The sequence below is a fragment of the Streptomyces sp. NPDC001508 genome (genome assembly GCF_040298665.1).
Lineage (GTDB): Bacteria > Actinomycetota > Actinomycetes > Streptomycetales > Streptomycetaceae > Streptomyces.
The window spans coordinates 1-24445 of the sequence record NZ_JBEPAP010000069.1; the positions used below are offsets into that span (position 1 = coordinate 1).

The 24445-nt window shown below is 71.2% G+C and carries 24 protein-coding genes, 4 tRNA genes, 1 other RNA gene and 2 pseudogenes; 15 read left to right on the forward strand and 16 right to left on the reverse strand.

The annotated features are described in order from the left end of the window. Positions 1–308: DNA-directed RNA polymerase subunit alpha C-terminal domain-containing protein (locus ABT245_RS38290; RefSeq protein ID WP_351743404.1), on the forward strand; the 308-nt coding region annotated here is incomplete at its 5' end. A 136-nt stretch (positions 309–444) separates the two neighbouring features. On the opposite strand, the gene ABT245_RS38295 is transcribed toward ABT245_RS38290, so the two are convergent. The 4 genes from ABT245_RS38295 to ABT245_RS38310 form a co-directional block, all read right to left on the reverse strand. Continuing rightward, positions 445–906 carry a hypothetical protein gene (locus ABT245_RS38295; RefSeq protein WP_351743407.1) on the reverse strand — a complete coding sequence of 154 codons (462 nt, stop codon included), beginning with the start codon at positions 904–906 and terminating at the stop codon, positions 445–447. A 139-nt stretch (positions 907–1045) separates the two neighbouring features. Continuing rightward, positions 1046–1471 carry a PIN domain-containing protein gene (locus tag ABT245_RS38300; RefSeq protein WP_351743410.1) on the reverse strand — a complete coding sequence of 142 codons (426 nt, stop codon included), beginning with the start codon at positions 1469–1471 and terminating at the stop codon, positions 1046–1048. Beyond that, the gene (locus ABT245_RS38305; protein WP_351743413.1) at positions 1468–1746 is read right to left on the reverse strand and encodes a CopG family transcriptional regulator; all 279 of its coding nucleotides are present in this window, start codon (positions 1744–1746) and stop codon (positions 1468–1470) included. The genes ABT245_RS38300 and ABT245_RS38305 overlap by 4 nt, the downstream gene beginning before the upstream one ends. A gap of 162 nt (positions 1747–1908) precedes the next feature. Beyond that, positions 1909–2436 (reverse strand): hypothetical protein, encoded by a 528-nt coding sequence (locus tag ABT245_RS38310; RefSeq protein WP_351743416.1) that lies wholly within the window; start codon positions 2434–2436, stop codon positions 1909–1911. 239 nt (positions 2437–2675) lie between these two features. Here ABT245_RS38310 and ABT245_RS38315 point away from each other — a divergent pair. The 6 genes and pseudogenes from ABT245_RS38315 to ABT245_RS38335 form a co-directional block, all read left to right on the forward strand. Then, a pseudogene (locus tag ABT245_RS38315) lies at positions 2676–3265 on the forward strand (tyrosine-type recombinase/integrase); the annotation flags it as partial. A gap of 167 nt (positions 3266–3432) precedes the next feature. Beyond that, entirely contained in the window at positions 3433–4125 is a 693-nt protein-coding gene (locus ABT245_RS38320) for a Crp/Fnr family transcriptional regulator (protein WP_351743419.1), read from the forward strand. 138 nt (positions 4126–4263) lie between these two features. Continuing rightward, positions 4264–4866 (forward strand): annotated as a pseudogene (locus ABT245_RS46330) (hypothetical protein); the annotation flags it as partial. After that, positions 4847–5239 (forward strand): Pycsar system effector family protein, encoded by a 393-nt coding sequence (locus tag ABT245_RS46335; RefSeq protein ID WP_502982265.1) that lies wholly within the window; start codon positions 4847–4849, stop codon positions 5237–5239. The pseudogene ABT245_RS46330 and the gene ABT245_RS46335, both read left to right, overlap by 20 nt. A 76-nt stretch (positions 5240–5315) precedes the next feature. Continuing rightward, positions 5316–5600, forward strand: coding sequence for a hypothetical protein (locus ABT245_RS38330; RefSeq protein ID WP_351743424.1), 285 nt, complete (start codon positions 5316–5318; stop codon positions 5598–5600). Continuing rightward, on the forward strand, positions 5582–5995 hold the full coding sequence (locus ABT245_RS38335) for a DNA-binding protein (protein WP_351743427.1): 414 nt from the start codon (positions 5582–5584) through the stop codon (positions 5993–5995). Before ABT245_RS38330 ends, ABT245_RS38335 begins: the two co-directional genes overlap by 19 nt. Positions 5996–6106: 111 nt before the next feature. On the opposite strand, the gene ABT245_RS38340 is transcribed toward ABT245_RS38335, so the two are convergent. From ABT245_RS38340 to ABT245_RS38350, 3 genes are read right to left on the reverse strand one after another with little or no spacing between them, the layout of a single operon-like run. Continuing rightward, the gene (locus ABT245_RS38340) at positions 6107–6247 is read right to left on the reverse strand and encodes a hypothetical protein (RefSeq protein WP_351743429.1); all 141 of its coding nucleotides are present in this window, start codon (positions 6245–6247) and stop codon (positions 6107–6109) included. Next, the gene (locus ABT245_RS38345) at positions 6244–6840 is read right to left on the reverse strand and encodes a plasmid pRiA4b ORF-3 family protein (protein ID WP_351743432.1); all 597 of its coding nucleotides are present in this window, start codon (positions 6838–6840) and stop codon (positions 6244–6246) included. The genes ABT245_RS38340 and ABT245_RS38345 overlap by 4 nt, the downstream gene beginning before the upstream one ends. Continuing rightward, positions 6794–7354 (reverse strand): hypothetical protein, encoded by a 561-nt coding sequence (locus ABT245_RS38350; RefSeq protein ID WP_351743435.1) that lies wholly within the window; start codon positions 7352–7354, stop codon positions 6794–6796. The genes ABT245_RS38345 and ABT245_RS38350 overlap by 47 nt, the downstream gene beginning before the upstream one ends. Before the next feature lie 110 nt (positions 7355–7464). Between ABT245_RS38350 and ABT245_RS38355 the strand changes: the two genes are divergently transcribed. After that, positions 7465–8190: a hypothetical protein gene (locus ABT245_RS38355; protein ID WP_351743438.1), complete on the forward strand. Its 726-nt coding sequence runs from the start codon at positions 7465–7467 to the stop codon at positions 8188–8190. A 58-nt stretch (positions 8191–8248) separates the two neighbouring features. Beyond that, the gene (locus ABT245_RS38360; protein ID WP_351743440.1) at positions 8249–9580 is read left to right on the forward strand and encodes a helicase-associated domain-containing protein; all 1332 of its coding nucleotides are present in this window, start codon (positions 8249–8251) and stop codon (positions 9578–9580) included. Between the two features lie 200 nt (positions 9581–9780). Here ABT245_RS38360 and ABT245_RS38365 read toward each other — a convergent pair. Further along, positions 9781–9865 (reverse strand) — tRNA-Ser (locus ABT245_RS38365). Between the two features lie 71 nt (positions 9866–9936). Here ABT245_RS38365 and ffs point away from each other — a divergent pair. The 6 genes from ffs to ABT245_RS38395 all read left to right on the forward strand — a co-directional run bounded on the left by ffs (position 9937) and on the right by ABT245_RS38395 (position 19699). Then, an RNA gene (gene ffs / locus ABT245_RS38370) (signal recognition particle sRNA small type) lies at positions 9937–10035 on the forward strand. 60 nt (positions 10036–10095) lie between these two features. Continuing rightward, the gene (locus tag ABT245_RS38375; protein ID WP_351743443.1) at positions 10096–12402 is read left to right on the forward strand and encodes a DNA polymerase III subunit gamma and tau; all 2307 of its coding nucleotides are present in this window, start codon (positions 10096–10098) and stop codon (positions 12400–12402) included. Positions 12403–13058: 656 nt separating this feature from the next. Continuing rightward, positions 13059–14309: a phosphoribosylamine--glycine ligase gene (gene purD / locus ABT245_RS38380; RefSeq protein ID WP_351743445.1), complete on the forward strand. Its 1251-nt coding sequence runs from the start codon at positions 13059–13061 to the stop codon at positions 14307–14309. 269 nt (positions 14310–14578) lie between these two features. Continuing rightward, positions 14579–16675: a M48 family metalloprotease gene (locus ABT245_RS38385; RefSeq protein ID WP_351743515.1), complete on the forward strand. Its 2097-nt coding sequence runs from the start codon at positions 14579–14581 to the stop codon at positions 16673–16675. Positions 16676–17222: 547 nt separating this feature from the next. Continuing rightward, positions 17223–18731: a N,N-dimethylformamidase beta subunit family domain-containing protein gene (locus ABT245_RS38390; protein WP_351743448.1), complete on the forward strand. Its 1509-nt coding sequence runs from the start codon at positions 17223–17225 to the stop codon at positions 18729–18731. A 68-nt stretch (positions 18732–18799) separates the two neighbouring features. After that, entirely contained in the window at positions 18800–19699 is a 900-nt protein-coding gene (locus ABT245_RS38395; RefSeq protein WP_351743451.1) for a phosphoribosylaminoimidazolesuccinocarboxamide synthase, read from the forward strand. A 45-nt stretch (positions 19700–19744) separates the two neighbouring features. Here the strand turns inward: ABT245_RS38395 and ABT245_RS38400 are convergent. The 8 genes from ABT245_RS38400 to ABT245_RS38435 form a co-directional block, all read right to left on the reverse strand. After that, positions 19745–19817: transfer RNA gene (locus ABT245_RS38400), tRNA-Gly, on the reverse strand. A 23-nt stretch (positions 19818–19840) separates the two neighbouring features. Beyond that, on the reverse strand, positions 19841–20455 hold the full coding sequence (locus ABT245_RS38405) for a response regulator (protein ID WP_351743454.1): 615 nt from the start codon (positions 20453–20455) through the stop codon (positions 19841–19843). Next, positions 20452–21690, reverse strand: coding sequence for a sensor histidine kinase (locus ABT245_RS38410; protein ID WP_351743457.1), 1239 nt, complete (start codon positions 21688–21690; stop codon positions 20452–20454). The genes ABT245_RS38405 and ABT245_RS38410 overlap by 4 nt, the downstream gene beginning before the upstream one ends. Positions 21691–21718: 28 nt before the next feature. Then, positions 21719–22570 carry an ABC transporter permease gene (locus ABT245_RS38415; protein ID WP_351743460.1) on the reverse strand — a complete coding sequence of 284 codons (852 nt, stop codon included), beginning with the start codon at positions 22568–22570 and terminating at the stop codon, positions 21719–21721. After that, positions 22567–23511, reverse strand: coding sequence for an ABC transporter ATP-binding protein (locus ABT245_RS38420; protein ID WP_351743463.1), 945 nt, complete (start codon positions 23509–23511; stop codon positions 22567–22569). Before ABT245_RS38420 ends, ABT245_RS38415 begins: the two co-directional genes overlap by 4 nt. 142 nt (positions 23512–23653) lie before the next feature. Continuing rightward, positions 23654–23726: transfer RNA gene (locus tag ABT245_RS38425), tRNA-Gly, on the reverse strand. Between the two features lie 80 nt (positions 23727–23806). After that, a tRNA-Gly gene (locus tag ABT245_RS38430) sits at positions 23807–23878 on the reverse strand. Between the two features lie 124 nt (positions 23879–24002). Continuing rightward, entirely contained in the window at positions 24003–24320 is a 318-nt protein-coding gene (locus tag ABT245_RS38435) for a histone-like nucleoid-structuring protein Lsr2 (RefSeq protein WP_351743466.1), read from the reverse strand. Between the last annotated feature and the right edge of the window lie 125 nt (positions 24321–24445).

The window sequence follows — 24445 nt, forward strand, 5'->3', positions numbered from 1 at the left end:
CCCCGACGGACGCCGCCCTGGCCGCGGACCTCGCGCTGCCGATCGAGGAGCTGGAACTCACCGTCCGCTCCTACAACTGCCTCAAGCGTGAGGGCGTCCACTCGGTGGGCGAACTCCTGGCGCGCTCCGAGGCGGACCTGCTGGACATCCGCAACTTCGGTGCGAAGTCCATCGACGAGGTCAAGGCGAAGCTGGCCGGCCTGGGCCTGGCCCTGAAGGACAGCCCGCCCGGATTCGACCCGACCGCCGCCGCCTTCGACGCGGACGACAACGCGACCTCGGGCTTCGTGGAAACCGAACAGTACTGACCGCTGAACGCTGCGCCGGGCGTACCCGGCGCACAAAGCCCCCTCGGAGCCCCCTCCGAGGGGGCTGTTCGCGGGGACGCAGCCACGGAGTTCGCTCGCGATCGCCGTATTCCGGGACCGGTGCTGATCAATTTCCTCAGCACCCCTGCGAACCCGCGCGGTCCGCGACGATCTCTACATGGAGCAGGCCGTCGTCCGGGCCCTCCGTACCGAGGTAGGCCGTCGTCCCGCCCATCGACTTGGTGAAACAACCGGGCACCGTCCGGCCCTCGGCCGTGGTTCTCGGCTGCCAGCCGTCCGCCCTGGCGGCCTCTTGATAGTGAGCCAAGACACTCTTCGCAGACCCGCCGTACCGGTACTGCGTCCCGACGACCACGCGGCGATCGTCATCGTCGCACTCCCGGTAGCGGTCCTCCGGATCAGCACCCTCCGGGGCCGTGTCCAGCACCGCCGCGCCCGCCATTACGTCGGCGAGCCGGCCCTCGTCCTCACCACAGCCGTAGGCGGCCAGGAAACACACCGCGGGCAGCCCCACCAGCACCAGCCCCGAAACGGCCACGACAACGGCCAGACGGGACCCCACCGCACTTCTCTTCATGCCGCCGGACGCTAGCGCACCCCCCCCGTGAAGGCCCTCCGCGCTGAGGCCTGGGGCGGACGGAGCAGGTCAGCGGCCGGGTGGTGGACGGCGCTGGACGGCGGTGGACGAAACACCAGGAGTGAGACCAGAACGCCGGTCATACCCGCTTGACGACGATCGAGCCCGGGACCAGTCTCTCCAGGTCGTCCACGTCCGAGGTGAAGACGGTGACCAGCCCTTTCTGCCGGCGCGCGATGACGGCGAGTACGGCGTCGATCGCGTACTTGTGGCCGTGGAGCTTGGCGTCGGACAGGAGACGGCGGGCCCGGCGGGCCTCGTCCTGCCCGATGTCGGTGACCTTGAGCCGGGAGAGCACCCAGTCCCAGCGCTGCCCGGTGGTTCTGCCGTCGTACGCCTCGACCAGCGTCATGGGCGACGTGACCACCTCGGCTTCCCCTCCAGCCGCGAGATCGAGCCAGGCGATCATTCTCCGATCGCCGCGCACAGCCAGGGACAGCGCCTCGCGGTCGAGCACAAGGACGCGCAGGGGCCGCTGCCTGTGCTCACCGGCTCGCTTCTTCACGCAGCTCCTCCGGCGTCATGCCCTCCGGCGGTGCGGCGCCGCTCGTGCTCGGCATCGAGATCTTCCAGCTCCGCGCGTGCTGCGGCGTGCTCGTCCTCGGTGACCGGGCCGTGTTCCTCCTGAAGCCAGTCGACCAGCTCCAGCAGCCGGTCCCGGTCGCGTTTGAACCGCAGCGCTTCGGCGACATACGCGGAAAGCCCCCGCTCAGCCGCCTCGGCGCGGATCTCGTCCAGGAGATCCGCGGGGATCGTCACCGTCACTTTCTTGGCGGCCATACAAGGGACCATGCTCTTGGTGTAAGCGCCCCTACGAGGGGTCGTCGGCCTCGCCGCCGGTTGACGTCCGGGGTCGACCGCCGGCAGCAGGGGCCACACGCCCCCCGGAAGGACGGCTTCGCCCCGCCGGAGCCAGACCGGCGGGGCGGAGCGGCCGGATGGTCAGCAGCGCTTCGATGTGACCGCCTGGCCCGCCACCGGGTCGCCGGGGGCGCGAAGGGTGCCGATGCCCGCGGTGCACTCGTTCACCGTGTCCGCCGGCAGGGACCAGAACTCCTGGGCGTTCGTGGCCTTCCACGAGGCCTGGCCCACGACCTGGTCGCGCGCGTAGCTGTAGACGCCGGTGCTGACGTCATAGTCCTTGATCTTGTCGCGGAAGCTCTGCCACACCCACAGGTAGCCGTAGTTGCGGTCGCAGTTCGGCGAGTAGAACTGCTTCACAGAGGCGACGTGCGCTCCCCCTCGGTCGATGTAGGCGGTGGTGCCGATCTGGTAGGCGTCCGCGCAGACACCGGCGGCCTGAGCCTTGACGCTCATCGGGTTGCCGGCCTCGGACGGGACGGTCGAACGGGCGGTCTTGTGCTGCTTGTTCGGTGACGGAGCGGGTCCGGTGCCGGCCACGGCGGAGGTCGCCGGAAGGAGGGCACAGGCGGACACCGCCGCCACGACCAGGATTCTGCGAGCACGCATGAGGAAGTTCCCCCTAGCTCTGGATGACTGACTCGACGGGTGCCGTTCATCGTCGCGGGACAGCGGGCAGGGCATTGCATATCCCTGTGAATCACCATGAACCCCCGTGAAGATCACTGTCCGCGCGTTTCGGTCATCAGGTCAGACAGGCGGACCCACCGGATGGTTGTGGCCCAGAGCACATTTATTTCCACGCCCTGGAGCTGGTCTCGCTACCAGGGGACGTCGGGGGAATGGGCGCGGATGCCCTTGGCTGGCAGGGCGAAGCGCTCGGGCTGCACTGGGGGGACGTGGACCAGGAGGTGGTGTACGTCCGTATCCGCAAGAACCGGCTGCGGGCCGAGTACCCGCACGGCTGTGATGGCCGATCCGTGCGGCCCGAAGGCCCGGTACTGCCCCAAGCGCGAGCCGCGAGCACAAGAGGACCAAGTCGCCTGCCGGGCGGCGCACGGTCGGTCTGCCCGATCCGCTGGTCAAGCTGTTGCGCCAGCATCGGGAGGAGCAGGAGAAGGAGCGGGCGGAGGCCGGCACCGACTGGGAGGGCAAGGGGATATGTCTTCGCCTCACCGACCGGCGGGCCGCCGAGCCCGAACACCGACTATCACGTCTGGAAGCGGCTCCTTCGGGACGCGGGCGTACGGGACGGGCGTCTCCACGACGCTCGCCACACTGTCGCGACCGTCCTCCTGATCCTTCGCGTCCCGGACTTCCTGATCGCCGCGATCATGGACTGGGAGCCGGGGGAGCGGCACGAACGCGCGTCCGATACATGCATGTGACCGGAGTCATGCTGTGCAAGGTTGCTCAGCAAGTCGGAGACGCTGTCTGGGCTGGCGGAGGATACAAGATTCGAACTCCGGTGCTGTACGCGGGCGAACGCAACCAGAACTGTAACCAGAGGTGGGAACCGGGGCTCCGTCAACGGGCTGCCAGGAGAAGGCGGATCGGTGACTTTCCTTCTGGGCAGATAAAGACGCCCTCTTCTAAGGTCATCGCATGAGCGAACGCGTGGGCGGAGCGCCGGATCCGTTAGGCCAGACGTTGTGTCACCTCGTCGGTGACGCAGTCTGGACGGATCTGCTGGACCAGGCATTCGAGCGCCGACACACCGTCGGCGACACACTGATGCGGCAGGGAGAGCCCGGCACTCATGTGCTTGCCCCGCACAGCGGGGTGGTCAAGGTGACCCGGCGAGAGCGCAGCGGAGACGTCACACTGCTGGCGTTCCGCGGCCCCGGCGAACTGCTGGGCGAGGTCGCGGTGTTGGACGACGACGTGCGTTCGGCAAGTGTCGAGGCGATCTCGCATTGCTCAGTCGCCGTCCTGGGCAGAACGGAATTCCTGCGATTCGTCACGGACCGTGATTTGTTTCCCGTGCTGGTGCGTTACGCCCTCGGTCGGCTGAGAGAGTCGGACCGCGCCCGCGGCGGTGGTGATGTCGTCGCGCGCCTGGTGACAACCTTGGTGAGCCTGGCCGACATCTCGGGGTACTCCGCGATCCCGCCGGGGCGGCAGCTGGAGCTCGCCTTGACTCGGGACGAACTCGCGCAACACCTGCAGGTGTCACGCAACACGGTCACCGCATGCCTTTCCACACTTGAGCGCCTTCACGTTCGCACCGGACGGAAGCGCATTTTCATCGACGACCTGCCCGCTCTGCGCCAAGCGACCTCGGTGCTCTACGACTGAGAGCACGGCGCCGCCAACGGATACCACCGCATGCTGTGATGCCCGTCACTGCTCCTGCGCACTGAGTGGGCACACCGCGACAGGCAACCCCGCGAAGCTCGGACGCACAAAGCCCGTAGGGAAAGCCAAGGAGTCCTCATGTCGCAGTTCCGCCGGCCTCTGCCCGAGGCCAGTGCCATGCCCTACGCCCAAAGCCGCCACCTCCCTCCTTACCGAGGGATCGTGGCCGTCGATGCGAAGGATTTCACCGGTTATCCCGCCATCGAACATGGAGCGATCAGCCAGGCCATCCCGCAGCTACTCCAGCGGTCGTTCGAACGTGCTGGAGTGGCGGAGGTCTGGAAGGACCGGAGGTTTCCCTCGTCCACGGGCGACGGGTACGTTTTCGGCTTCGATCCGGCGTGGATGCCCTACGTGATCCACCCATGGCTTCACACCCTCCAGGACGTACTTGCCGAGTTCACCGTGCACTCCACGGGAACGGTGCGCATTCGACTGAGGGTCAGTCTCCACATCGGGCCGCTGCCCGACTCGGGAGGTGAGTTCGACGGCAACGGCACACCGCGCAACGACACCCACCGACTGCTCGACTCCCGCCCGGTCAAGGCCATGCTGGCCGCTTCCAACGAGAGCATCACCCATGTCGCAGCCATCCTCTCCGACCACTGCTACCAGGACGCAGTGGCGAGCGGCTACACAGGCCGACACCCCGACCACTTCAATGAGGTGCCGGCGACCGTTGGAGCTCACGCGGGCAGATACCAAGGCTGCCGTGCTCCTGGGCTTCACGGGAGCGGTTCTCGGCGTCTTCATCACGGTGACCAGGAGCGCGGACGTCGCACAGGTACCCGGCGCCTGGAAAACGCACGTACTGTGGTGGACCGCTGTCATCAGCGCGCTGCTGGCCATCGTCTGTTTCGTGTGCGCCATCGCCCCGCGCCGCCGCGGAGGGCGGCGCCAGGTGAGGGGTTGCCCCCAACACGCTTTCCAAATGTTCGTCTGGGTGTCCATCGAGGCCGGAAGCGTCCTGACCTGCGGTGGAGCGGATCGTTCAGTGACGTCGGGACGCAACTGGACGTGGGTGAATGAGACCAGAACTGAGACCAGGAGGTGACAGGTGTGCGGCTCGCGTCGTTCGGTGGGTGCTACACCAAGGGTCGAATTCCTACTTGTTTGATAATTTAGGTCCCATGAGCGAGATTCCTTACGGCGTCGGCGAAGGGCCGGCCACCAGGGTCAGCCTCTCCCTGCCCGAGGGGACGGCGGAGGCGATTCGCCGACGGGTCGGCAAGCGTGAGTTCTCCGCGTTCATCACCGAAGCGGTGGAGCGCGAGCTGCGCGGTCAGATCTTGGATGAGTACCTGGCCGACTACGAACGCCGTCAGGGGCCGATCTCCGAGCCCGAGCAGGAGCGGGCACGTCGGGTCTTCGACGAGGTGTTCGCCGAGGAGGGGCAGTGGCCCGCCGCAAGCTGAGTCACGAAGGCACCCTCGTTCTCGACTGCGAGGGCCTGTCGAAGTTCGTCAGTGATCACGAGCCCGTCATCGCCCTCATCGCCGAAGCCCGCCAGCGGGGCATGGAGGTGGTCATCAGCGCACTCACCATCATCGAAGCGGTGCATCGCCGGACCGACAAGGCGCGGCTCGCCTGGGTCCTGTCCGGCGTGCGGATCGTGCACATCGGCGACGAGGAGGCCAAGGCCGCCTCAGCCATGCTGATCAACGCCGGACTGCATGGTCACAAATACGCCATCGACGCTGCCGTGGCCGAGACGGCGCTACGTCAGCGCCGCCCGGTCGTCATGCTCACCTCGGACATCGACGACATGACGAAGCTCTGCGGTGACAGAGTGCGCCTCGTCGCCGTGTAGTCGACGCCCAAGACCTGAACGCCGGGACCCGAGGTTGAGCGCGGCGGGGCCGGTGGACCAGTCGGTGGCACCCAGGGCCGTGAACGTCTGTGTGGCCGGACGGCTTGTCTTTCATGGTGCTGTGAGGCTCAGCAGCCGCGCGTTGGCCTCGTCCGGCGCGAAACGGTCAGGGGCGAATTCCGCGGAGGACCGGAGTCCGAGCCACACCAGCATGGCGTGGTGTTCATCATGCGCCGGGCCGGCGAGGATCACTTTGAGATCGCTGTAGCCGGGAGTGCCGTCGCAGTCCTCGGGCGGGCACGCGCCCCGGCACCGTCCACACAGTGCGGATAGCGGATCCCGGCTGCGGCTGTCTGGAACTCCTCCACGGTGATGAGGTGCTCCCAGGAGTCCCCGAAGCCGTACGTGTACACACACTGGGCACCCGGCTTGAGTAGGGCGTCCGGTGTGGCTGTGCGCTCGTCGCGGAATTCGAGTTCGCCGTCGGGGCGGCCGTACCGGACGCCGTCGATGGTGAACGCGTGCATGTGGCAGTTCTGCCAGCCCATCGCGTCCTGGATGACGGAGTGGAGCCGGTCCAGGCGGATCGCGGCGGGCACCAGCAGCTGCCGCCAAACCCGGGGGCCGCCCACGTCGGCGAGCTCGACGAGGGTCCGCAAAACCGCGTCGCCGGGCTCGGGCTCGCAGCGCATCCGGGCCGTCTCGGTACGGCCGTCCGCCGTCAACTCGCCGCTGTCCTCAGTGAGATGGACAGCGCCCAGGGAGGCGAGGGCCTTCAGGACCCGTCGGATGTCGTGGTCATTGGCGATGCGCAGATGTCCCAGACGGTCGTAGGGGCAGGTCATCGAGCACGTACAGCGGGCTGACCGCCTGCCACACCACCTCGTACAGGTCACTGAGCCGCACCGGGGTGGTGGCCGCGTACAGCCGCTGCAGCAAGGCCCGCAGGCCCCGGTCGTACTCGTGCGCGAACAGGGACTCCAGCCAGCCGGACGCCGTCACGGCCGGGCTGATGCGCGGCAGCGCGCCGAACAGCGTGCGACGCAGTTCGTCGGGGCGGTCCAGCAGGGCGGCGTTCTTCTTCACCGGCAGCAGGCGCCCGCCGGCAGTCCGCAGCACTCGTGCCGCCTTCGCCCACTCGACCAGCAGGGTGAGCTGGTACAGCTCCTCGCTGGACTTCGTCTTGAACGCACGGTCACCGATCATCGGGTCCATCCGGTCGCCGGTGTCCAGAACCTCCACCAGTGCCCGCGCGTCGGCGAGCGTCACACGGCCGGTCTGGGTCAGTTTGCGGCCCGTGCCCACCCAACCGACCAGCGCTCGCACCTGCTCGACGGTCCCGCCCACTGCCTCACTCATGCTGACCTGCCGTTCCGGTTCGGGTCCCGTATCGCCCGACCCGGGATGGCAGCACCGCCGACGCACCCTGTGCTTCGCATGGTGCGACACGGAAGTGGCAGACTGTGACGGTGACAACGCATGACGAGCAACTGCTGGCCCGGGTCCGGGAGATGAGGGAGCGCGGCAGCGCGCCGAAGCAGATTGCGAAGGCGCTGGGGCTGCGCCCGGCCCAGGCCACCGCGCTGGTCAGACGGGTCGCCGAGGTGGCGCTGGCGAACCTCACGCCGGATGAGCGGCCAGTGGTGGGCTGCTGGGTCAACGCGGGCTGGAGCGCGGGACTGGACATGGCCGAAGCCCCGGACTGGGCGGCGGCCGATCCCTTCGGCCAGGAGCCGGACCCGGGCACGGGCGGCGGCTTCGCCCAGATTCTCCTGGCCCGCCAGGAGCGTGCCAGCAGGGTGACCGTCATCGGGTTCCTGGTGGACGTTTACTGCCTGGGAGTCAAGAACGTCACGGACCCCGAGGTGATGGGGTCCGGATCCCTGACCACGTACGTGCCGACGTATTACTCGGCCTTCGACCACCGGCCGCTGCCGATCGGCGTGGAGCAGGCGCAGACGATCGTGCACGATGCGGCCGCCTACGCCCGCGGTCTCGGCTTCGAACCCGCCGGCGGCTTCGCCGACGCCGCAGTGCACCTGGGTGCCCCGCCCGGCGACCGGCCCGTCATCGGCTTCGGACGGGACGGCAAGCCGTTCTACTTCTCCGGCCCCTACGACAACCCGCGCCAGGTGGTTCAGACACTTGAGCGTACCTGTGGCCCGGGCAACTACGACTACGTTGCCCACCTGTAGATACGTTCCCCATCGGTAGGAACGGGACACGAGCGTCACGAAGCGGGGAACACGAGAAGTGATACCGGTCGAACAGCAACAGGATCCCACCAGCACCCCACAGGTTCGCCACACCGAACACGAGGCGCAGGCCAACCTGCTGTCGGTGCTGCGCCTGTGTATGACGGGGAAGCTGCGGTGCAGCGAAAAGACCCGCCGTCCCGGCACGGCCACCGTCTCGGCGGTCGCCGAGGTCCTGGACGGCGGCGACTTCTACCCGGACGAGGCCATCGCCGCCTTCGCCTGGCCGATGCTGCTCCAGGCAGGCGGCCTCGCCCAGCTCACCGGTGGTCGGCTGGTGCTGACCACGCGCGGAAAGACCGCGCTGACCCGGCCTTCACACCTGACCATCGCCCAGCTGTGGCAACGCTGGCTGAACAACAGCCTCCTGGACGAGTTCTCCCGCGTCGAGGAGATCAAGGGCCAGCGCTCTGCGAACGTCCTGACCGCCGCCAAACCGCGCCGCAAGCTCGTCGGCCAAGCACTGGCCGGCCTCACTCCGGGCGAGTGGACGTCCGTCGACGGCCTGTTCACGGACATGCGCGCGGCCGGCCTGAATCCGGTCGTCCAACGCAGCGAACGTGCCCTGTGGAAGCTGTACCTGGAGGATCCGCAGTACGGCAGCCTGGGCTACGACGGCCACCACGGCTGGTCCCTCCTCCAGGGCCGTTACACCCTGGCGGTGCTCTTCGAGTACGCCGCCACGCTCGGCCTCATCGACATCGAGCACGTCCCCCCGGCAGGCGCCCGCGACGACTACCAGGAGAACTGGGGCGGCGACTACCTCGACCAGCTCAGCCGCTACGACGGCCTGTGCGCACTCCGCCTCAACCCCTTGGGTGCCCACGCCGTCGGCCTCACGGACGACTACGTCCCTGCCCAGGCCCCCGCCTCGGCCGTCCCGGCGGGCAGGGTCACCGTCCTGGCGAACTTCGACATCGTCGCCCTCGACGGGCTGCCCGCCGCCGACACACTCCTCCTGGACGCCTTCTCCGACCGGAAAACCGACAGGGTCTGGACGCTCACCACCGCTACTCTTCTGCACGCCCTCGACCGCGGGCACACCCTCGATGAGTTCCGTGGCTACCTGAACCAGGCCGCCTCGCACCCCGTGCCTCAAACCGTCACCACCTTGCTCGATGACACCGGCCGCCGTACCGGCCGACTCCGCGATACAGGGCAGACCCATCTCATCGAGTGCGCGGACGAGGCACTGGCAGCCCTCATCATCAGCGACCGCCGCCTGCGCGTGTTGTGTACCCGAATCGGCGAGCGCCACCTTGCGGTCTCCCCCGACCGTCTGCCGGCGTTCCGCAAGGCCGCCCTGGCCCTGGGCTACCCGCTGGCCTGATGGCACGAGGAGAGCAGCTTCGGGGCACCTCGGGCCGGGGCGCACTCGACGCGTGACCGCTGATCACCGACAGCGTTCGCCGCATAAGCGAAATGGGTTGAATGCCAGAAATAAATGAGACCAAAACTGAGACCAGAGCATGCCAGAGCGTCGGACCGCAGCTACGGTCCGACGCTCTGTTTCGCCTGGTCAGGCGCCTGCGGAGGATACGAGATTCGAACTCGTGAGGGGTTGCCCCCAACACGCTTTCCAAGCGTGCGCCCTAGGCCTCTAGGCGAATCCTCCGCCGGAAACATTACATGACCCGGGGGAGTGCTCGCGAACTCGTTCCTCCCGCTGACATCGGGTACTCTTTCCGAAGCCCCTCACGCGGCGCTATCTGACTGAACTCCCCCAGGGCCGGAAGGCAGCAAGGGTAGGTTGGCTCTGACGGGTGCGTGGGGGGCGCTCGCATGCCCGGGGGCGGGGGGCCGCGGCGGGGATCGTTGTCAGTGGGCGCCTATAACCTCGTAAGCGTGTCGTCTCTCGCGCTGTACCGCCGCTATCGCCCGGAGACCTTCGCCGAGGTCATCGGGCAGGAGCATGTCACCGACCCGTTGCAGCAGGCGCTGCGGAACAACCGGGTCAATCACGCGTACCTGTTCAGCGGGCCCCGCGGATGTGGCAAGACGACGAGCGCGCGCATCCTGGCCCGCTGTCTGAACTGCGAGCAGGGTCCGACGCCCACGCCGTGCGGCGCGTGCCAGTCCTGCCGTGACCTGGCCAGGAACGGGCCCGGTTCCATCGACGTCATCGAGATCGACGCCGCGTCGCACGGCGGCGTGGACGACGCCCGTGAGCTGCGCGAGAAGGCCTTCTTCGGCCCCGCGGGCAGCCGCTTCAAGATCTACATCATCGACGAGGCCCACATGGTCACGTCGGCCGGCTTCAACGCCCTGCTGAAGGTCGTCGAGGAGCCGCCGGAGCACCTCAAGTTCATCTTCGCCACCACCGAGCCCGAGAAGGTCATCGGGACCATCCGGTCGCGGACCCATCACTACCCGTTCCGGCTGGTGCCGCCCGGCACCCTGCGGGAGTACCTCGCCGAGGTGTGCCAGAAGGAGAACATCCCGGTCGAGGACGGGGTGCTGCCGCTCGTGGTGCGCGCCGGGGCCGGGTCCGTGCGTGACTCCATGTCCGTCATGGACCAGCTCCTCGCGGGCGCGGGCGCCGACGGTGTGACGTACGCCATGGCCACTTCACTGCTCGGGTACACCGACGGGTCGCTGCTGGACTCCGTGGTCGAGGCGTTCGCCACCGGTGACGGGGCTGCGGCCTTCGAGGTCGTGGACCGGGTGATCGAAGGGGGCAACGACCCCCGCCGGTTCGTCTCCGATCTGCTGGAGCGGCTGCGTGACCTGGTGATCCTCGCCGCCGTGCCGGATGCCGCGGAGAAGGGGCTCATCGACGCCCCCGTCGATGTCGTCGAGCGCATGCAGGCCCAGGCGGGCATCTTCGGCGCCGCCGAGCTGAGCCGCGCCGCCGACCTGGTCAACGAGGGGTTGACCGAGATGCGCGGGGCCACCTCGCCCCGCCTCCAGCTCGAACTCATCTGCGCGCGCGTGCTGCTGCCCGCGGCCTACGGGGACGACCGCTCCGTCATGGCCCGCCTCGACCGGCTGGAGCGCGGCGTCAACTTCTCCGGAGGCGGCGGCGCCCCCGCGGCGGGCTACGTCCCCGGTCCCGACGCCCACCCGGGAGGCGGCGGGCTGCCCGGCGGTGGTCCCGCCGCGGCCCGCGCGGCCGTACGGCCACCGGGCGGCGGCGCCTCCCCGATGACACCTGCGACGGCGCCGCCTGCGCAGACGCCGCCGGGGACCCCTCCTGGTGCCATGTCCACGGCCCCGGCCACCGCAAACCCGCAGGCCCCGCAGGCCCCGGCGGCTCCGACGCCCGCGCCCGCGGCTCAGCCGGCCCCCGCGCCGGCCGCCCCCCAGGCCCCGGCGCCCGCTCCCGCCTCCGCCCCGGGTGCCTGGCCCACCGCGGCGCCCGCGGGCGGTGGGCGACGGCCCGGCGGCTGGCCCACGGCGGCCGCGGCGGGCGGCGGACAGCAGCCCACGGCCCCTCCCGCCGCAGCCCCCCAGGCTCCCGCCGCTGCCCCGCAGGCTCCCGCCGCCGCACCGCAGGCCCCGGCGGCACCCGCCCCCGGCGGCCTCGACCCCCGTATGCTCTGGCCGAACATCCTGGAGGCCGTCAAGAACCGCCGCCGCTTCACCTGGATCCTGCTCAGCCAGAACGCCCAGGTCGCCGGCTTCGACGGCAGCACCCTCCAACTCGGCTTCGTCAACGCGGGCGCCCGTGACAACTTCGCGAGCAGCGGCAGCGAGGACGTACTGCGGCAGGCGTTGGCCGAGCAGTTCAGCGTGCAGTGGAAGATCGAGGCGATCGTCGACCCGTCGGGCGGCTCGGCCCCGGCGCCGACCGGCGGAACTCCGGGCGGCCACGGCGGAGGCGGCGGCTACGGCAACCCCGGCGGCGGCTACGGCGGTGCCGGAACCCAGGGTTACGGCACCCCCGGCACCGCGCCCGGCCCACGCCCCGCCGCACCCCAGCAGACGGCACCCCCACCCGCGGCGCCCCAGGACCGGCCCTCCGCCGCAGCCCCGGCCGCCGCCGCCCCGGCCCCCCGGCCCACGGCGGCTCCGGAGCCGCCCCCGGTCGCCCCCGAGGACGACATCCCCGAGGACGACGACCCCGACCTCGACGAGTCGGCCCTGTCCGGCCATGAACTCATCGTGCGGGAGCTGGGCGCGACGGTGGTGGAGGAGTTCACAAACGAGTAGCACCCCGCCTATACCGCCCGGGAAGCGGTCTGGGTACGACAGCACTCCTCGCCGCCCGCGGCGGAGCGGTTCGGGTGCGCCGACGGCCCTCACCGTCCGGGGGAGCGGTCCGGCACCCCGCACTCCTCGCCGACCAGGGGGAGGGGCCCCCGGGCACGCCGGCACCCCTCGCCGTCCGCGGGAGCGGTCAGAATGCGCCGCGTTCCTTGCCGTCCGGAGGAGCCGTCCGGCTACGGCGGCGCCCCCTGAGGGAGCGGTCCGGGTGCGGCAGCACTCCTCGCAGCCCGGGGAGCAGGCCGGATGCGCCGCACTCCTCGCCGCCCGGGAGCGGTCCGGGTACGGCAGAACTCCTCGCCGACCGGGGGAGTGGTCCGGGGGACCCTGCACTCCTCGCCGACCGGGGGTGGTCAAGGTGTGGCAGAACTCCTCGCCGACCGGGGGAGTGGTCCGGGGACCCTGCACTTCTCGCCGACCGGGGGTGGTCAAGGTGTGGCAGAACTCCTCGCCGACCGGGGGAGCGGTCCGGGTGCCCCGCACTCCTCGCCCGCCCCCGGCGTACTGCTTCGTACTCCTTCGGAGATTCACACCAACCCGCCTCCCCCGCCCCTCGGCAGCCCGCACAGTTCGGTGCCCCCCGTGCCGGTTAGGCTGACCCCGTGAAGGTCCTCGTCATCGGCAGCGGTGCCCGCGAACACGCCCTGTGCCGTTCCCTGTCCCTCGACCCCGCCGTCACCGCGTTGCACTGCGCCCCAGGCAACGCCGGCATCGCCGAGGTCGCCGAGCTGCACCCGGTCGACGCCCTCGACGGCGCGGCCGCCGCCGCGCTGGCCACCGACCTCGGCGCCGACCTCGTGGTCGTCGGCCCGGAGGCCCCGCTGGTCGCCGGGGTCGCCGACCACGTGCGCGCGGCGGGCATCCCCGTGTTCGGCCCGTCCGGGGAGGCCGCGCGGATCGAAGGATCCAAGGCGTTCGCCAAGGACGTGATGGCGGCGGCCGGGGTGCCCACGGCCCGCTCCTACGTCTGCACCAGCGCCGACGAGGTCGCCTCGGCGCTCGACGCCTTCGGGGCGCCGTACGTCGTCAAGGACGACGGTCTCGCCGCCGGCAAGGGCGTCGTCGTCACGCACGACCTCGACGCCGCGAAGGCGCACGCCGCCGCCTGCGAGCGCGTGGTGGTGGAGGAGTTCCTCGACGGCCCCGAGGTGTCCCTGTTCGCGATCACCGACGGCGAGACCGTCGTCCCGCTCCAGCCCGCGCAGGACTTCAAGCGCGCCCTGGACGGCGACGAGGGCCCCAACACCGGCGGCATGGGCGCGTACTCGCCGCTGCCCTGGGCCGACCCGAAGCTGGTGGACGAGGTCCTGGAGACCGTGCTGCAGCCGACCGTCGACGAGATGCGCCGCCGCGGCATCCCCTTCTCCGGCCTGCTCTACGCCGGCCTCGCGATCACCTCGCGCGGCGTCCGGGTCATCGAGTTCAACGCCCGCTTCGGCGACCCCGAGACCCAGGTGGTGCTGGCCCGGCTGAAGACCCCGCTGGCCGGCGTGCTGCTCGCCGCCGCGCGGGGCACCCTCGCCGACCTGGAGCCGCTGCGGTGGAGCGAGGAGGCCTCGGTCACCGTGGTCGTCGCCTCGCACAACTACCCCAGCAGCCCGCGCACCGGCGACCCGATCAGCGGTCTCGACAAGGTGGCCGCGAAGGACGCCCCGCACACGTACGTCCTGCACGCCGGGACCAGGCGGGACGGCGACGCGATCGTCAGCGCCGGCGGCCGTGTCCTGTCCGTGACGGCAATCGGCGCGGACCTGGCACAGGCCCGCGACCGCGCGTACACGGCCCTGGGGCGTATCGGTCTCGACGGATCCCAGCACCGTACGGACATCGCGGCCGAGGCGGCGGGCGTCTGACCGCAGATCGACGCAGCTCAGGCCCCGGACGTAAATCCGGGGCCTGATCTTTGCTGTCTGTCATCCACCTCTGACCAAAGCCATTCCATCGAGTGAGCGATGTTCCATCCGGCTGACGCGGGCCGGGGCCCCAACTAGGGTGCGGCGCATGCGTTCCGGCACTTGGCCCACCGGCATTGCGATGTCAGTGGCGGGTGCCACAGTGGGGGAGTGAGCAACGCCAGCAGAGCGCCAGGACAGTGAGGGGGTGACGTCCGGTCGTGACCGGTATGGGTGTGGAGGCGGGCGCGCAGACCGCGCGCTCCCGGGCCCTCGCCGTGCTGCGGGTGCGCGGGCGGGCGCTGGCCGTGGCGCTGCTGCCCGCCGCGGCGGCCGTGATCCTGCTGGCCGGCGGCACCACCGGCCATCTCGTGGGCGACGGCTGGGACACCGCGCGCGGCATCGTGACCGTGGTCGCCCTGCTGGTGCTGCTGGCCGCGGCGGGCGTCGCCCTGGTCGTGGCCCGCGCCCGCCCCGCCGTCAGCCCGACGATCCCGATCTCCGAGGAGTCCGCCCCGGATCTGTACCGGATGGTGCGCGACCTCGCCGACCGGCTGGACGTACCGGCCCCGTCCGCCATAGCGCTCACCCCGGACTGCGACAGCTGGCTGGAGGACCGCACCCATCCCGCGCACGGCCCGCCCGCGGCGCGTGGCCGCGACGAACTGACGGACCCGGGGCCGCGCCCCCACCGTCGTACGCCCGCCGCGCCCGTCCTCGTGATCGGCTCGCCCTTCCTGTGGTGGATGCGCGTCGGTGAGCTGCGCGCGGTCCTCGCCCCGGTCGTCGCCGGCACGGGACCCTCGGCGCACCCCGACATAGCGGCGGCCCGCCGCTTCGTCCGGGGGCTGGACGCGGCGGTGGCCGTGACCTCGGCGCCCGGCCGCGGCCCGCTCACCCGCACCGTGCTGGCGGGCGCCGGCTGGGCGGCCCGGCTGATGCTGCGCGGCTGCCGGGGGCACGCCGCCGAGATGGAGCGGGGCGTGGCGGCGGCCGCCGCCGAGCGGGCCCAGACCGTGGACTACGGGCTACGGATCGTCGCGCAGGAGCAGGTGGGCCTCGCGTACGCGGGCTGGGACCGGCTGCTGACCCGCGTCGCGCTCCCCGCCTGGCGGATGGGCCGCTGGCCGTCCCGGCTGGACGCCGGCGTCGTCGCGGCGCTGACCGAGCTGTCCCGCCGTGACCGGCTGGCCGAGGGCTTCGCCTCCCGGCTCGGCGAGCGCCCCGCCTGCGACCTGCTGGAGGAGCCCGGCACGGTGGACGAGGCCGCCTCGCTGCTCGCCGCCCGCCTCTTCCACGGCGGCCCGGCGGAGCCCGGACCCGACTGGTCCCCGGTGGGCTGGCAGGAGTATCCGGAGGAGGTCGTCGACCGCAAGTGGCGTACGGACGCCGCCAGGCTCCACCGCGTCCTGGACGCGGTGGGCGTAGGCCCGGTGCCGGACGCCACCGCCCGGGACCCCGAGGGCCCCACCCTGGCCCGCGTCCTCGACCACCTGTCACAGCCACCGACCCCCACCCCCACCCCCACCGCGACCGCCCGCCACGACCTCACCGACCACCCTGGCCGGACCGACCTTCTGGATCTCGGAGACCACCACAGCCCGACTGACCTCACCGACCACCCCGACCGGACCGACGTCCCGAATCTCACCGACCACCCAGGCCCGAGCGACCTCGCGGACCACCCCCGCCGGACCGACCTCCCGGCCCACCGAGGCCCGACCGGCCTCTCCGACCACCCAAGCCGGTCCGACCTCCCCGATCTCACCAACCACCCAAACCCGACCGACCTCGATAACCTGACGAATGTCCCTGATGTCCGGGATGCCACCGCCTTCACGGGCCATCCCGGCCCCGGTCCCGGCGACGCCGAGAAGCCGGAGTGGCCGGAGTGGTACGACGAGGCGGGGGCCGACACCGGAACCCCGCGCGGTGCCGCGCTCGCCGCCCGGCTCAGCGCCGAACTGGCCCGCGAGGAGGCGTCGGCCGCCGCCCCCACCGGCCGGACCGCCCCCGGCCAGGGCCCCGACACCGCACTCTGGGAGGACGGCGCCCTGCCGCTCTTCCCGCTCCAGCCGCCGCGCAGCGCCCGTGAACTCCTCGCCGACCACGTCACGGCGATGGTCTGCTGCGCCGCGATGGACACCGCCGGTGCCACCCCCGGCCTGGACTGGCTCGACGGCCCGTCCCTGATCGTGAACGGCGAGCGGGCCGCCGACCTGGGTTCCAGAGTCCTCAGCCTGACCGAGGACGGCGACCCGACCCCACTGCGCGCCTGGCTGGTGGAGTCGGGGATACGGCCGGAGAAGCCGGTACGGCTGGTCTGACGCACCCAGTTGCAGCCGCATCCCGCCGCACCCGGACTCGCACCCGCCGCACCGCACCCGCACCGTGCCGCAGCCGCAGCCGCAGCCGCAGCCGCAGCCGCAGCCGCAGCCGCAGCCGCAGCCGCAGCCGCAGCCGCAGCCGCAGCCGCATCCCGCCGCAGCCGCATCCCGCCGCACCCGGACTCGCACCCGCCGCACCGCACCCGCCGCACCCGCACCGTGCCGCAGCCGCATCCCACCGCACCCGCACCCGCCGCACCCGCACCGTGCCGCAGCCGCATCCCACCGCACCCGCACCCGCCGCAGTTGCACCGTGCCGCACCCGCATCCCGCCGCAGTTGCACCGTGCCGCGGCCGCACCCCACCGCAGCTCCCGACCATCCGGCATAGCGGAAAGCAATCTTCCACTTTCGGTCGATTCGCAACAAGTAGTGACTGCGCGCGTGCGGAATGTGATGTGCTGGGACCGTTCGCGCACGTGGTGCCGGAAGACACACACGGCAGCGCGGACGGCGCACCACGGGGGGCGCGAGGGAGGGGAGCGACCATGGGATACGAACACATCCGCCGCTGGGAGTCGGGCGCACTCGCGCACGCCGTCAGCGACCCCTTCGGCCAGGGACCGGTTCCCTGGCTGCGCGGCAGCGAGACCTACTTCGACGACACCGGCCACGTCGTCCCCTGGTACGTGGACCCGATCCCGCAGCAGTCCGCCGGCCTCGACGTCGGCGGCGGCACCGCCCGGGTACCGGCGCCGCGTTCGTCCGGCGGCCCGCGCTCGGCCGACGATGTACACCGGCAGATCAAGGGCTTCACCTCGACCGGAGCGGTGGCACCGGGCGAGGCCGTCGACTTCCACATCACCGTCGACCCGCCGCAGGAGTTCAGCGTCGACGTCTACCGGATCGGTCACTACGGCGGTGACGGCGCCGCCAAGATCACCACCAGCCCCCGGCTCTCCGGCATCGTCCAGCCCCCGCCGCTGACCGCCGAGCGCACGGTCTCCTGCCACCACTGGTGGCTGTCCTGGCGGCTCCAGGTCCCGTCGTACTGGAGCAACGGCGCCTATGTAGCCGTCCTCACCACCGCGGACGGCTACCGCTCCCATGTGCCGTTCACGGTCCGCGACAGCCGGCCCGCCGACCTGCTCCTGCTGCTGCCCGACATCACCTGGCAGGCGTACAACCTCTACCCGGAGGACGGCCGCACCGGCGCCAGCCTCTATCACGCCTGGGACGACAAGGGCCGGCTGCTGGGCGAGGCCGACGCGGCGACCACGGTCTCCTTCGACCGTCCGTACGCGGGCGCGGGCCTGCCCCTGCATGTCGGCCACGCCTACGACTTCATCCGCTGGGCCGAGCGCTACGGCTACGACCTCGCCTACGCCGACGCCCGCGACCTGCACGCCAGCCGGGTCGACCCCACCCACTACCGGGGCCTGGTCTTCCCCGGCCACGACGAGTACTGGTCGACCAGCATGCGCCGCACCGCGGAGCTGGCCCGGGACAACGGCACCTCGCTGGTCTTCCTGTCCGCCAACACCATGTACTGGCAGGTGGAGCTGGGCCCCGCCCCGTCCGGCGTCCCCGACCGCCTGCTCACCTGCCGCAAGCGCAAGGGCCCGGGCAGGCCGGTGCTGTGGCGGGAGATCGACCGGCCCGAGCAGCAGCTCGTCGGTATCCAGTACGCGGGCCGGGTTCCCGAACCCCACCCCTTGGTCGTGCGCAACGCCGGACACTGGCTGTGGGAGGCGACCGGCGCCCACGAGGGGGACGAACTGGCCGGCCTGGTGGCGGGCGAGGCCGACCGCTACTTCCCGCGCACCCCGCTGCCCGACCACGAGGAGCGCATCCTGCTCGCCCACTCCCCGTACACCGACAACGACGGCGTCCTGCGCCACCAGGAGACCTCGCTGTACCGGGCGCCCTCCGGCGCGCTCGTCTTCGCCTCCGGCACGTTCGCCTGGTCCCCGGCCCTGGACCGCCCCGGACACGTGGACAGCCGTGTCCAACGCGCCACGGCGAATCTGCTGGACCGTATCTGCAAGCGTGACTGACCCCCTGTCGGCGGTCCCTGTCCGATACGGGAGAATCAACCCGTTGGACAGAGCCACGGGGAGGAACCGTGTCCGGATTCGTCGAAAAGCCCGAACCGATCCAGGTTCCGGGTCTGGTGCATCTGCACACCGGGAAGGTGCGCGAGCTGTACCAGAACGAGGCGGGCGACCTCGTGATGGTCGCCAGCGATCGCATTTCCGCCTACGACTGGGTGCTGCCGACCGAGATCCCCGACAAGGGCAGGGTGCTCACCCGGCTGTCCCTGTGGTGGTTCGACCAGCTCGCCGACCTGGTGCCGAACCATGTGCTGAGCACGGAGCTGCCCGCGGGCGCGCCCGCCGACTGGGCGGGCCGCACCCTGGTGTGCAAGTCCCTGCGGATGCTCCCCGTCGAGTGCGTGGCCCGCGGCTATCTGACCGGCTCGGGCCTGGCCGAGTACATCGAGTCCCGTACGGTCTGCGGACTCGCCCTGCCCGAGGGCCTGGTCGACGGCTCCGAACTGCCCGCCCCGATCTTCACCCCGGCCACCAAGGCCGAGGTCGGCGAGCACGACGAGAACGTCTCCTACGAGGAGGTCGCCCGCCAGGTCGGCGCGGAGACCGCGGCCCAGCTGCGCCAGGCCACCCTCGCCGTGTTCTCCCGGGCCCGGGACATCGCCCGTGACCGCGGGATCATCCTGGCCGACACCAAGTTCGAGTTCGGCTTCGAGGGGGAGACCCTGGTCCTGGCCGACGAGGTGCTCACCCCGGACTCCTCCCGCTTCTGGCCGGCCGACCAGTGGCAGCCGGGCCGCGCGCAGCCGTCGTACGACAAGCAGTTCGTGCGCGACTGGCTGACCTCCGCCGCATCCGGCTGGGACCGCAGGAGCGAGCAGCCCCCGCCGCCGCTGCCGCAGGAGGTCGTGGCGGCGACCCGGGCGAAGTACCTGGAGGCGTACGAGCGGCTGACCGGCACGAGCTGGAGCTGACGGCACGAAAAGACCCCGGTCCGGTGGACCGGGGTCTCATTCCCGAGCGGACGACGAGGCTCGAACTCGCGACCTCAACCTTGGCAAGGTTGCGCTCTACCAACTGAGCTACGTCCGCGTTGCGCCGTGGCGCGAGAGCAACTATACCCAACCGCGCTCCCGGGCGAGACGGACCGCCGTATGACGGTTCTCGGCGCCGAGCTTGGTCACCGCCGAGGAGAGGTAGTTCCGCACGGTCCCCTGGGACAGTGCGGCCCGCTGGGCGATCTCCGCGACCGGCGCCCCGTCCGCGGCCAGCTCCAGCACCTCGGCCTCCCGCGCGGACAGCGGCGAGTCCCCGGCGGAGATCGCGTCGGCGGCCAAGTCCGGGTCGACGTAGCGGTTTCCGGCGTGCACGGTGCGGATGATCTCCGCGAGCCGCTGGGCGCTGACCGTCTTCGGCACAAAGCCGCGCACGCCCGCCGCGAGGGCCCGCTTCAGATGTCCGGGGCGGCCGTGCCCGGTGACGATCAGCACCTGGCAGTCGGGCAGCTCCGCCCGTACCGATGTGGCGACCCTCACACCGTCGGCGCCCGGCATCTGCAGATCCAGCACAGCCACGTCAGGACGGTGGGCGCGGGCCATCGCCAGCGCCTCGGGTCCGCTGGCCGCCTCCGCCACGACGAGGAGGTCGTCCTCCAGGGCGAGCAGCGCGGCCAGCGCGCCCCGGATGAGGTGCTCGTCGTCGGCGAGCAGCAGCCGTACCGGGGAACTCATCGCGTCACTCCGCTCCGACTCGTCAAGGGCACCTCGGCCACCAGCCGGAACCTGTCCGTTCCGACGGCGTCCGCCTCCAGCGTGCCGTCCACCGCGGCCAGCCGTTCCCGCAGTCCCGCGAGCCCGGAGCCCCCGCCGGCGGCGTCGGGGGCGCCGGACCTTCCGTCGTTCTCCACGGTCAGCACCACGTGTCCGTCGCGTACCCCGAGGTCCACGCGGCAGCGCGCGGCGTTCCCGTGCCGCAGCACATTGGTGGTGGCCTCGCGTACCACCCAGCCCAGCGCCGACTGCACGTCGGCGGGCAGTCCTCCGGCCTCGCCCGTCACCTCGCAGTCGATCCCGGCCGCAGTCAACACGCCCTGCGCGCCGGTGAGTTCGACGGCGAGGTCGGCCTCACGGTAGCCGCGTACGACGTCCCGCACCTCGCGCTGCGACTCCCGTGCGATGCGCTGCGCCTCGATCATCTGCTCCACGGCCTCCGGACGCCCGCGCCGCGCGAGCTGCACGGCCAGCTCGCTCTTGAGCGCTATCACCGACAGATTGCGGCCCAGGACGTCGTGCAGGTCCCGGCCGAACCGCAGCCGTTCCTCGGCGACGGCGAGCCGGGCGCGGGTCTCGCGGGCCGCGTCCAGTTCGTAGACGGCGTTCAGCAGCCAGACGGAGAAGATGCAGGTGAAGGCGAGGAGCCCGGCGCCGACCAGGATCGCGAGGACGGTGATCAGCGCGGCGGTGCCGGGCATGCCCAGCGGGAAGGCGACCAGCCCGGCGCCGGCCGCGAAGCCGGTCACGAGCGCGGGCACCCGCCGCCGGTCGCGCACCCCGAGCGGTATCGTCCCGGCGCCGAAGACCAGCACGCCGACGAACACCGTCCCCGTGGCCGCGTCGACGCCGTTGTCGCCCGGCCAGTACTCCTGGAGGCCGAGCGCGGCGACCGCGACCCCGAAGGTGACCGCGCCGTACGCCCACAGCAGCCGCACCGGCTGCGGGCGCAGACCGCGGGTCCAGTCCAGCGCGCGGGAGGCGGTGAGGGCGCCGAGCACCGCGTGCACCAGGACCATCGCCGTGAGCCAGCCCGCGAGGGCCGCGTCGCCCTGCGCGAACGCCGACAGTCCGAACGATGCCGACTCCATCACCGCGAAGGAGTGGAACGACCAGCGCGTATAAGTCTCGACCTTGCCCGGCGTGCTCTTTCGCCGCCACCAGCCGTGCCCGTCGCCCATCTCCCCGTCGCCCATCTCCCGTCCCCGTGTCGTCGGCCCGTGGTCAGCGCCGCGGCTCCCAGCGGAACCACCGCCGTACAGCAAACACCGCGACTGCGGTCCAGGCCAGCGCGATGGCCAGGGCGCCCTGGGCCTCGTATCCGGTCAGCCGGCCGGTCCAGCCGCCCTGCACCAGCCGGATGGCGGGGGACAGCGGGAGGAAGGCGCAGACGGAGGCGAGCCGGTCCGGCATGACCTCCGGGGGGATCGCGATGCCCGACCCGACCATGGAGACGAAGATCAACGGCAGCGCGGTGACCTGGGCGCTCTCCGCGGTCCTGGTGAAGGCGGCGGTGAGGGCCGCGAGCGCGGCGCACAGCACGAGGCCCCACACGACGCCCAGGACGGTCAGGTACGCCGCTTCGGGTGCCCCGGCGTTGAGGAGGACCGCGCAGCCCACGGACAGCACCAGGGCCTGGACGAGGCCGAGGCCCATGGCGGGCAGGGTCGTGCCGGCCAGGATCTCGCCGTCGCCGAGTTCCCCGGTGCGCAGGCGCTTGAGCACCAGTTCCTCGCGGCGGGCCACGAACGCGCTCACCAGGGCGGTGTACACGGCGAACAGGAAGGAGAAGCCGATCGCCGCGGTCAGCATCACCGCGCCGACGCTCAGGCCCGTGGCCTCCAGGTCCATCCGGTCGAGCGCGGGCCGCACGCTGAACGGCAGCGCCAGCGGCACGAGCAGCGCCGTCACGATCACGGTGCGGTTGCGGCCGAGCAGGGTGAACTCGGCCCGGGCGAGGGCGCGCAGCCGCCGGGCCGCGAGCGCCGCCCGGTCGGTGCGTTGGTGCTCCCGGGCGCCCGGTTTCTCCGCGCCGGTGGGTCGGGCCGACGTACTCGTGCGGGTCCGGGTGCTCATGCTGCGCTCGCCTCCCTCTCCCGGGCGATCCCCAGGAACGCCTCTTCCAGCGAGGCCGACCGCACATCGAGGCGGTGCAGCTCGACCCCGCTCCGCTCGGCCCACACCAGCAGTCCGGTGGCCGCCCGTTGCAGCTCCCGGGTGCGCAGCAGGACCGTTCGGCCGTCCACCTCGTGCCCGCACACCCTCAGGTCGGCCAGCGGCGGCAGGTCGCCGAGGAAGTAGCCCGTGGGCAGTTCGAACGAGATCCGGGAGGGCCGCAGCGCGGTCACCTCGGCCGGGGTGCCGGAAGCGGCGATGCGCCCTTCGTGCAGGATCGCCAGCCGGTCGGCCAGGTTCTCCGCCTCCTCCAGGTAGTGGGTGGTCAGCAGCACGGTCGTCCCGGCGTCGCGCAGCGCCCGCACCAACTCCCAGGTGTCCCGGCGGCCTTCGGCGTCCAGGCCGGTGGTGGGCTCGTCCAGGAACAGCACCTCGGGCTCGCCGAGGACGGCGAGGGCCAGGTCCAGGCGGCGCCGCTCACCCCCGGACAGCTGTTTCACCCGCACCCCGGCCTTGCGGTCAAGACCGGCCATCGCCAGTGCCTCGGCGGTACCCCGGCGTGCCCTGCTGGAGCAGTCCGCCCACATCCGCGCGGTCTCGGCGACGGTCAGCTCGGAGCAGAAACCACCCTCCTGGAGCATGACGCCGGTGCGCGGGCGTACGGCGGCCCGCTCCCTGTGGGGATCGTGGCCGAGGATGCGCACCCGGCCGCCGGCCGGTGCCGCGAGCCCCTCCAGCAGCTCGACCGTCGACGTCTTGCCGGCCCCGTTGGTGCCCAGCAGCGCGAAGACCTCGCCGCGCGCCACGGAGAAGCTGATCCCGCGCACGGCCTCGAACCCGCCCCCGTAGACACGTCGGAGGTCGGTGACCTCAATCACGTGTTCGTGTTCGTCGTTGTCCATGACACCAGCGTCCCGGCGCACCGGGCCGGGCAGCAGTGCGCGATGTCATCGCTCGGTATGACAAATGTCAGAGACGGGTGCGGGGTGAGGGCCGGCGGGCAAGCGAAAGACCCCGGCCCGATGGACCGGGGTCTCATTCCCGAGCGGACGACGAGGCTCGAACTCGCGACCTCAACCTTGGCAAGGTTGCGCTCTACCAACTGAGCTACGTCCGCACTGCTCCCGATCGGCTTCCACCGACCGGTGCGGGCACCAGCCTACCCGATCCACCTGAGTGGTCCGGACGGCGATGCAGAGCGGGTGACAGGAATTGCACACTGCGCCTTCCCCCTGGAAGGGGGATGTTCTACTACTGAACTACACCCGCAAGCACTCCGGGGGCCTCGGCCTTTCGGCCTCGCCCCTCGGCGTGCTCCAGACTCTAGCTGATCAGGAGGGGTGCAGCGCAAGTCGGTTGCGGCGAGGGGCGGGTGACCTGTCGTCGGCCGCGTTCACTGCGCGGCGCTGAACGCCTCGTAGACCTTCTTGGGGATGCGGCCCCGCGCCGGTACGTCCATCTTGTTCGCCTGGGCCCACGCACGGACGGCCGCCGGATCGGGGGCGACCTCCGTCTGCCGGTACGCCTTGCCCGACCTGGACCGCTTGCGGCCGGCCGCCACGTAGGGCTCCAGGGCCTTACGCAGTTTCTTGGCGTTGGTTCGGTTCAGGTCGATCTCGTACGACTTGCCGTCGAGTCCGAAGGCGATCGTTTCCGCCGCTTTCGAGCCGTCGATGTCGTCAAAGAGAGTGACCACGACCTTCTGCGCCACGAATATCGGTCCCTTCGTGCGGCACCTCATACAGCTCAGCTGTGATGACGTGCCGAGTATCGGCTATTGCCAATTCATTTGTACAGTGCCGGGCAATGAAATGTGAAGCCCGACTAAATCCCTCA

Coding starts and splice junctions, on each gene's coding strand:
- ABT245_RS38295 (WP_351743407.1), bottom strand. CDS start 906: ATGAAGAGAAGTGCGGTGGGGTCCCGTCTGGCCGTTGTCGTGGCCGTT.
- ABT245_RS38305 (WP_351743413.1), bottom strand. CDS start 1,746: ATGGCCGCCAAGAAAGTGACGGTGACGATCCCCGCGGATCTCCTGGAC.
- ABT245_RS38310 (WP_351743416.1), bottom strand. CDS start 2,436: ATGCGTGCTCGCAGAATCCTGGTCGTGGCGGCGGTGTCCGCCTGTGCC.
- ABT245_RS38320 (WP_351743419.1), top strand. CDS start 3,433: ATGAGCGAACGCGTGGGCGGAGCGCCGGATCCGTTAGGCCAGACGTTG.
- ABT245_RS46335 (WP_502982265.1), top strand. CDS start 4,847: ATGAGGTGCCGGCGACCGTTGGAGCTCACGCGGGCAGATACCAAGGCT.
- ABT245_RS38330 (WP_351743424.1), top strand. CDS start 5,316: ATGAGCGAGATTCCTTACGGCGTCGGCGAAGGGCCGGCCACCAGGGTC.
- ABT245_RS38345 (WP_351743432.1), bottom strand. CDS start 6,840: ATGACCTGCCCCTACGACCGTCTGGGACATCTGCGCATCGCCAATGAC.
- ABT245_RS38350 (WP_351743435.1), bottom strand. CDS start 7,354: ATGAGTGAGGCAGTGGGCGGGACCGTCGAGCAGGTGCGAGCGCTGGTC.
- ABT245_RS38385 (WP_351743515.1), top strand. CDS start 14,579: ATGGGTGTGGAGGCGGGCGCGCAGACCGCGCGCTCCCGGGCCCTCGCC.
- ABT245_RS38390 (WP_351743448.1), top strand. CDS start 17,223: ATGGGATACGAACACATCCGCCGCTGGGAGTCGGGCGCACTCGCGCAC.
- ABT245_RS38405 (WP_351743454.1), bottom strand. CDS start 20,455: ATGAGTTCCCCGGTACGGCTGCTGCTCGCCGACGACGAGCACCTCATC.
- ABT245_RS38410 (WP_351743457.1), bottom strand. CDS start 21,690: ATGGGCGACGGGGAGATGGGCGACGGGCACGGCTGGTGGCGGCGAAAG.
- ABT245_RS38415 (WP_351743460.1), bottom strand. CDS start 22,570: ATGAGCACCCGGACCCGCACGAGTACGTCGGCCCGACCCACCGGCGCG.
- ABT245_RS38420 (WP_351743463.1), bottom strand. CDS start 23,511: ATGGACAACGACGAACACGAACACGTGATTGAGGTCACCGACCTCCGA.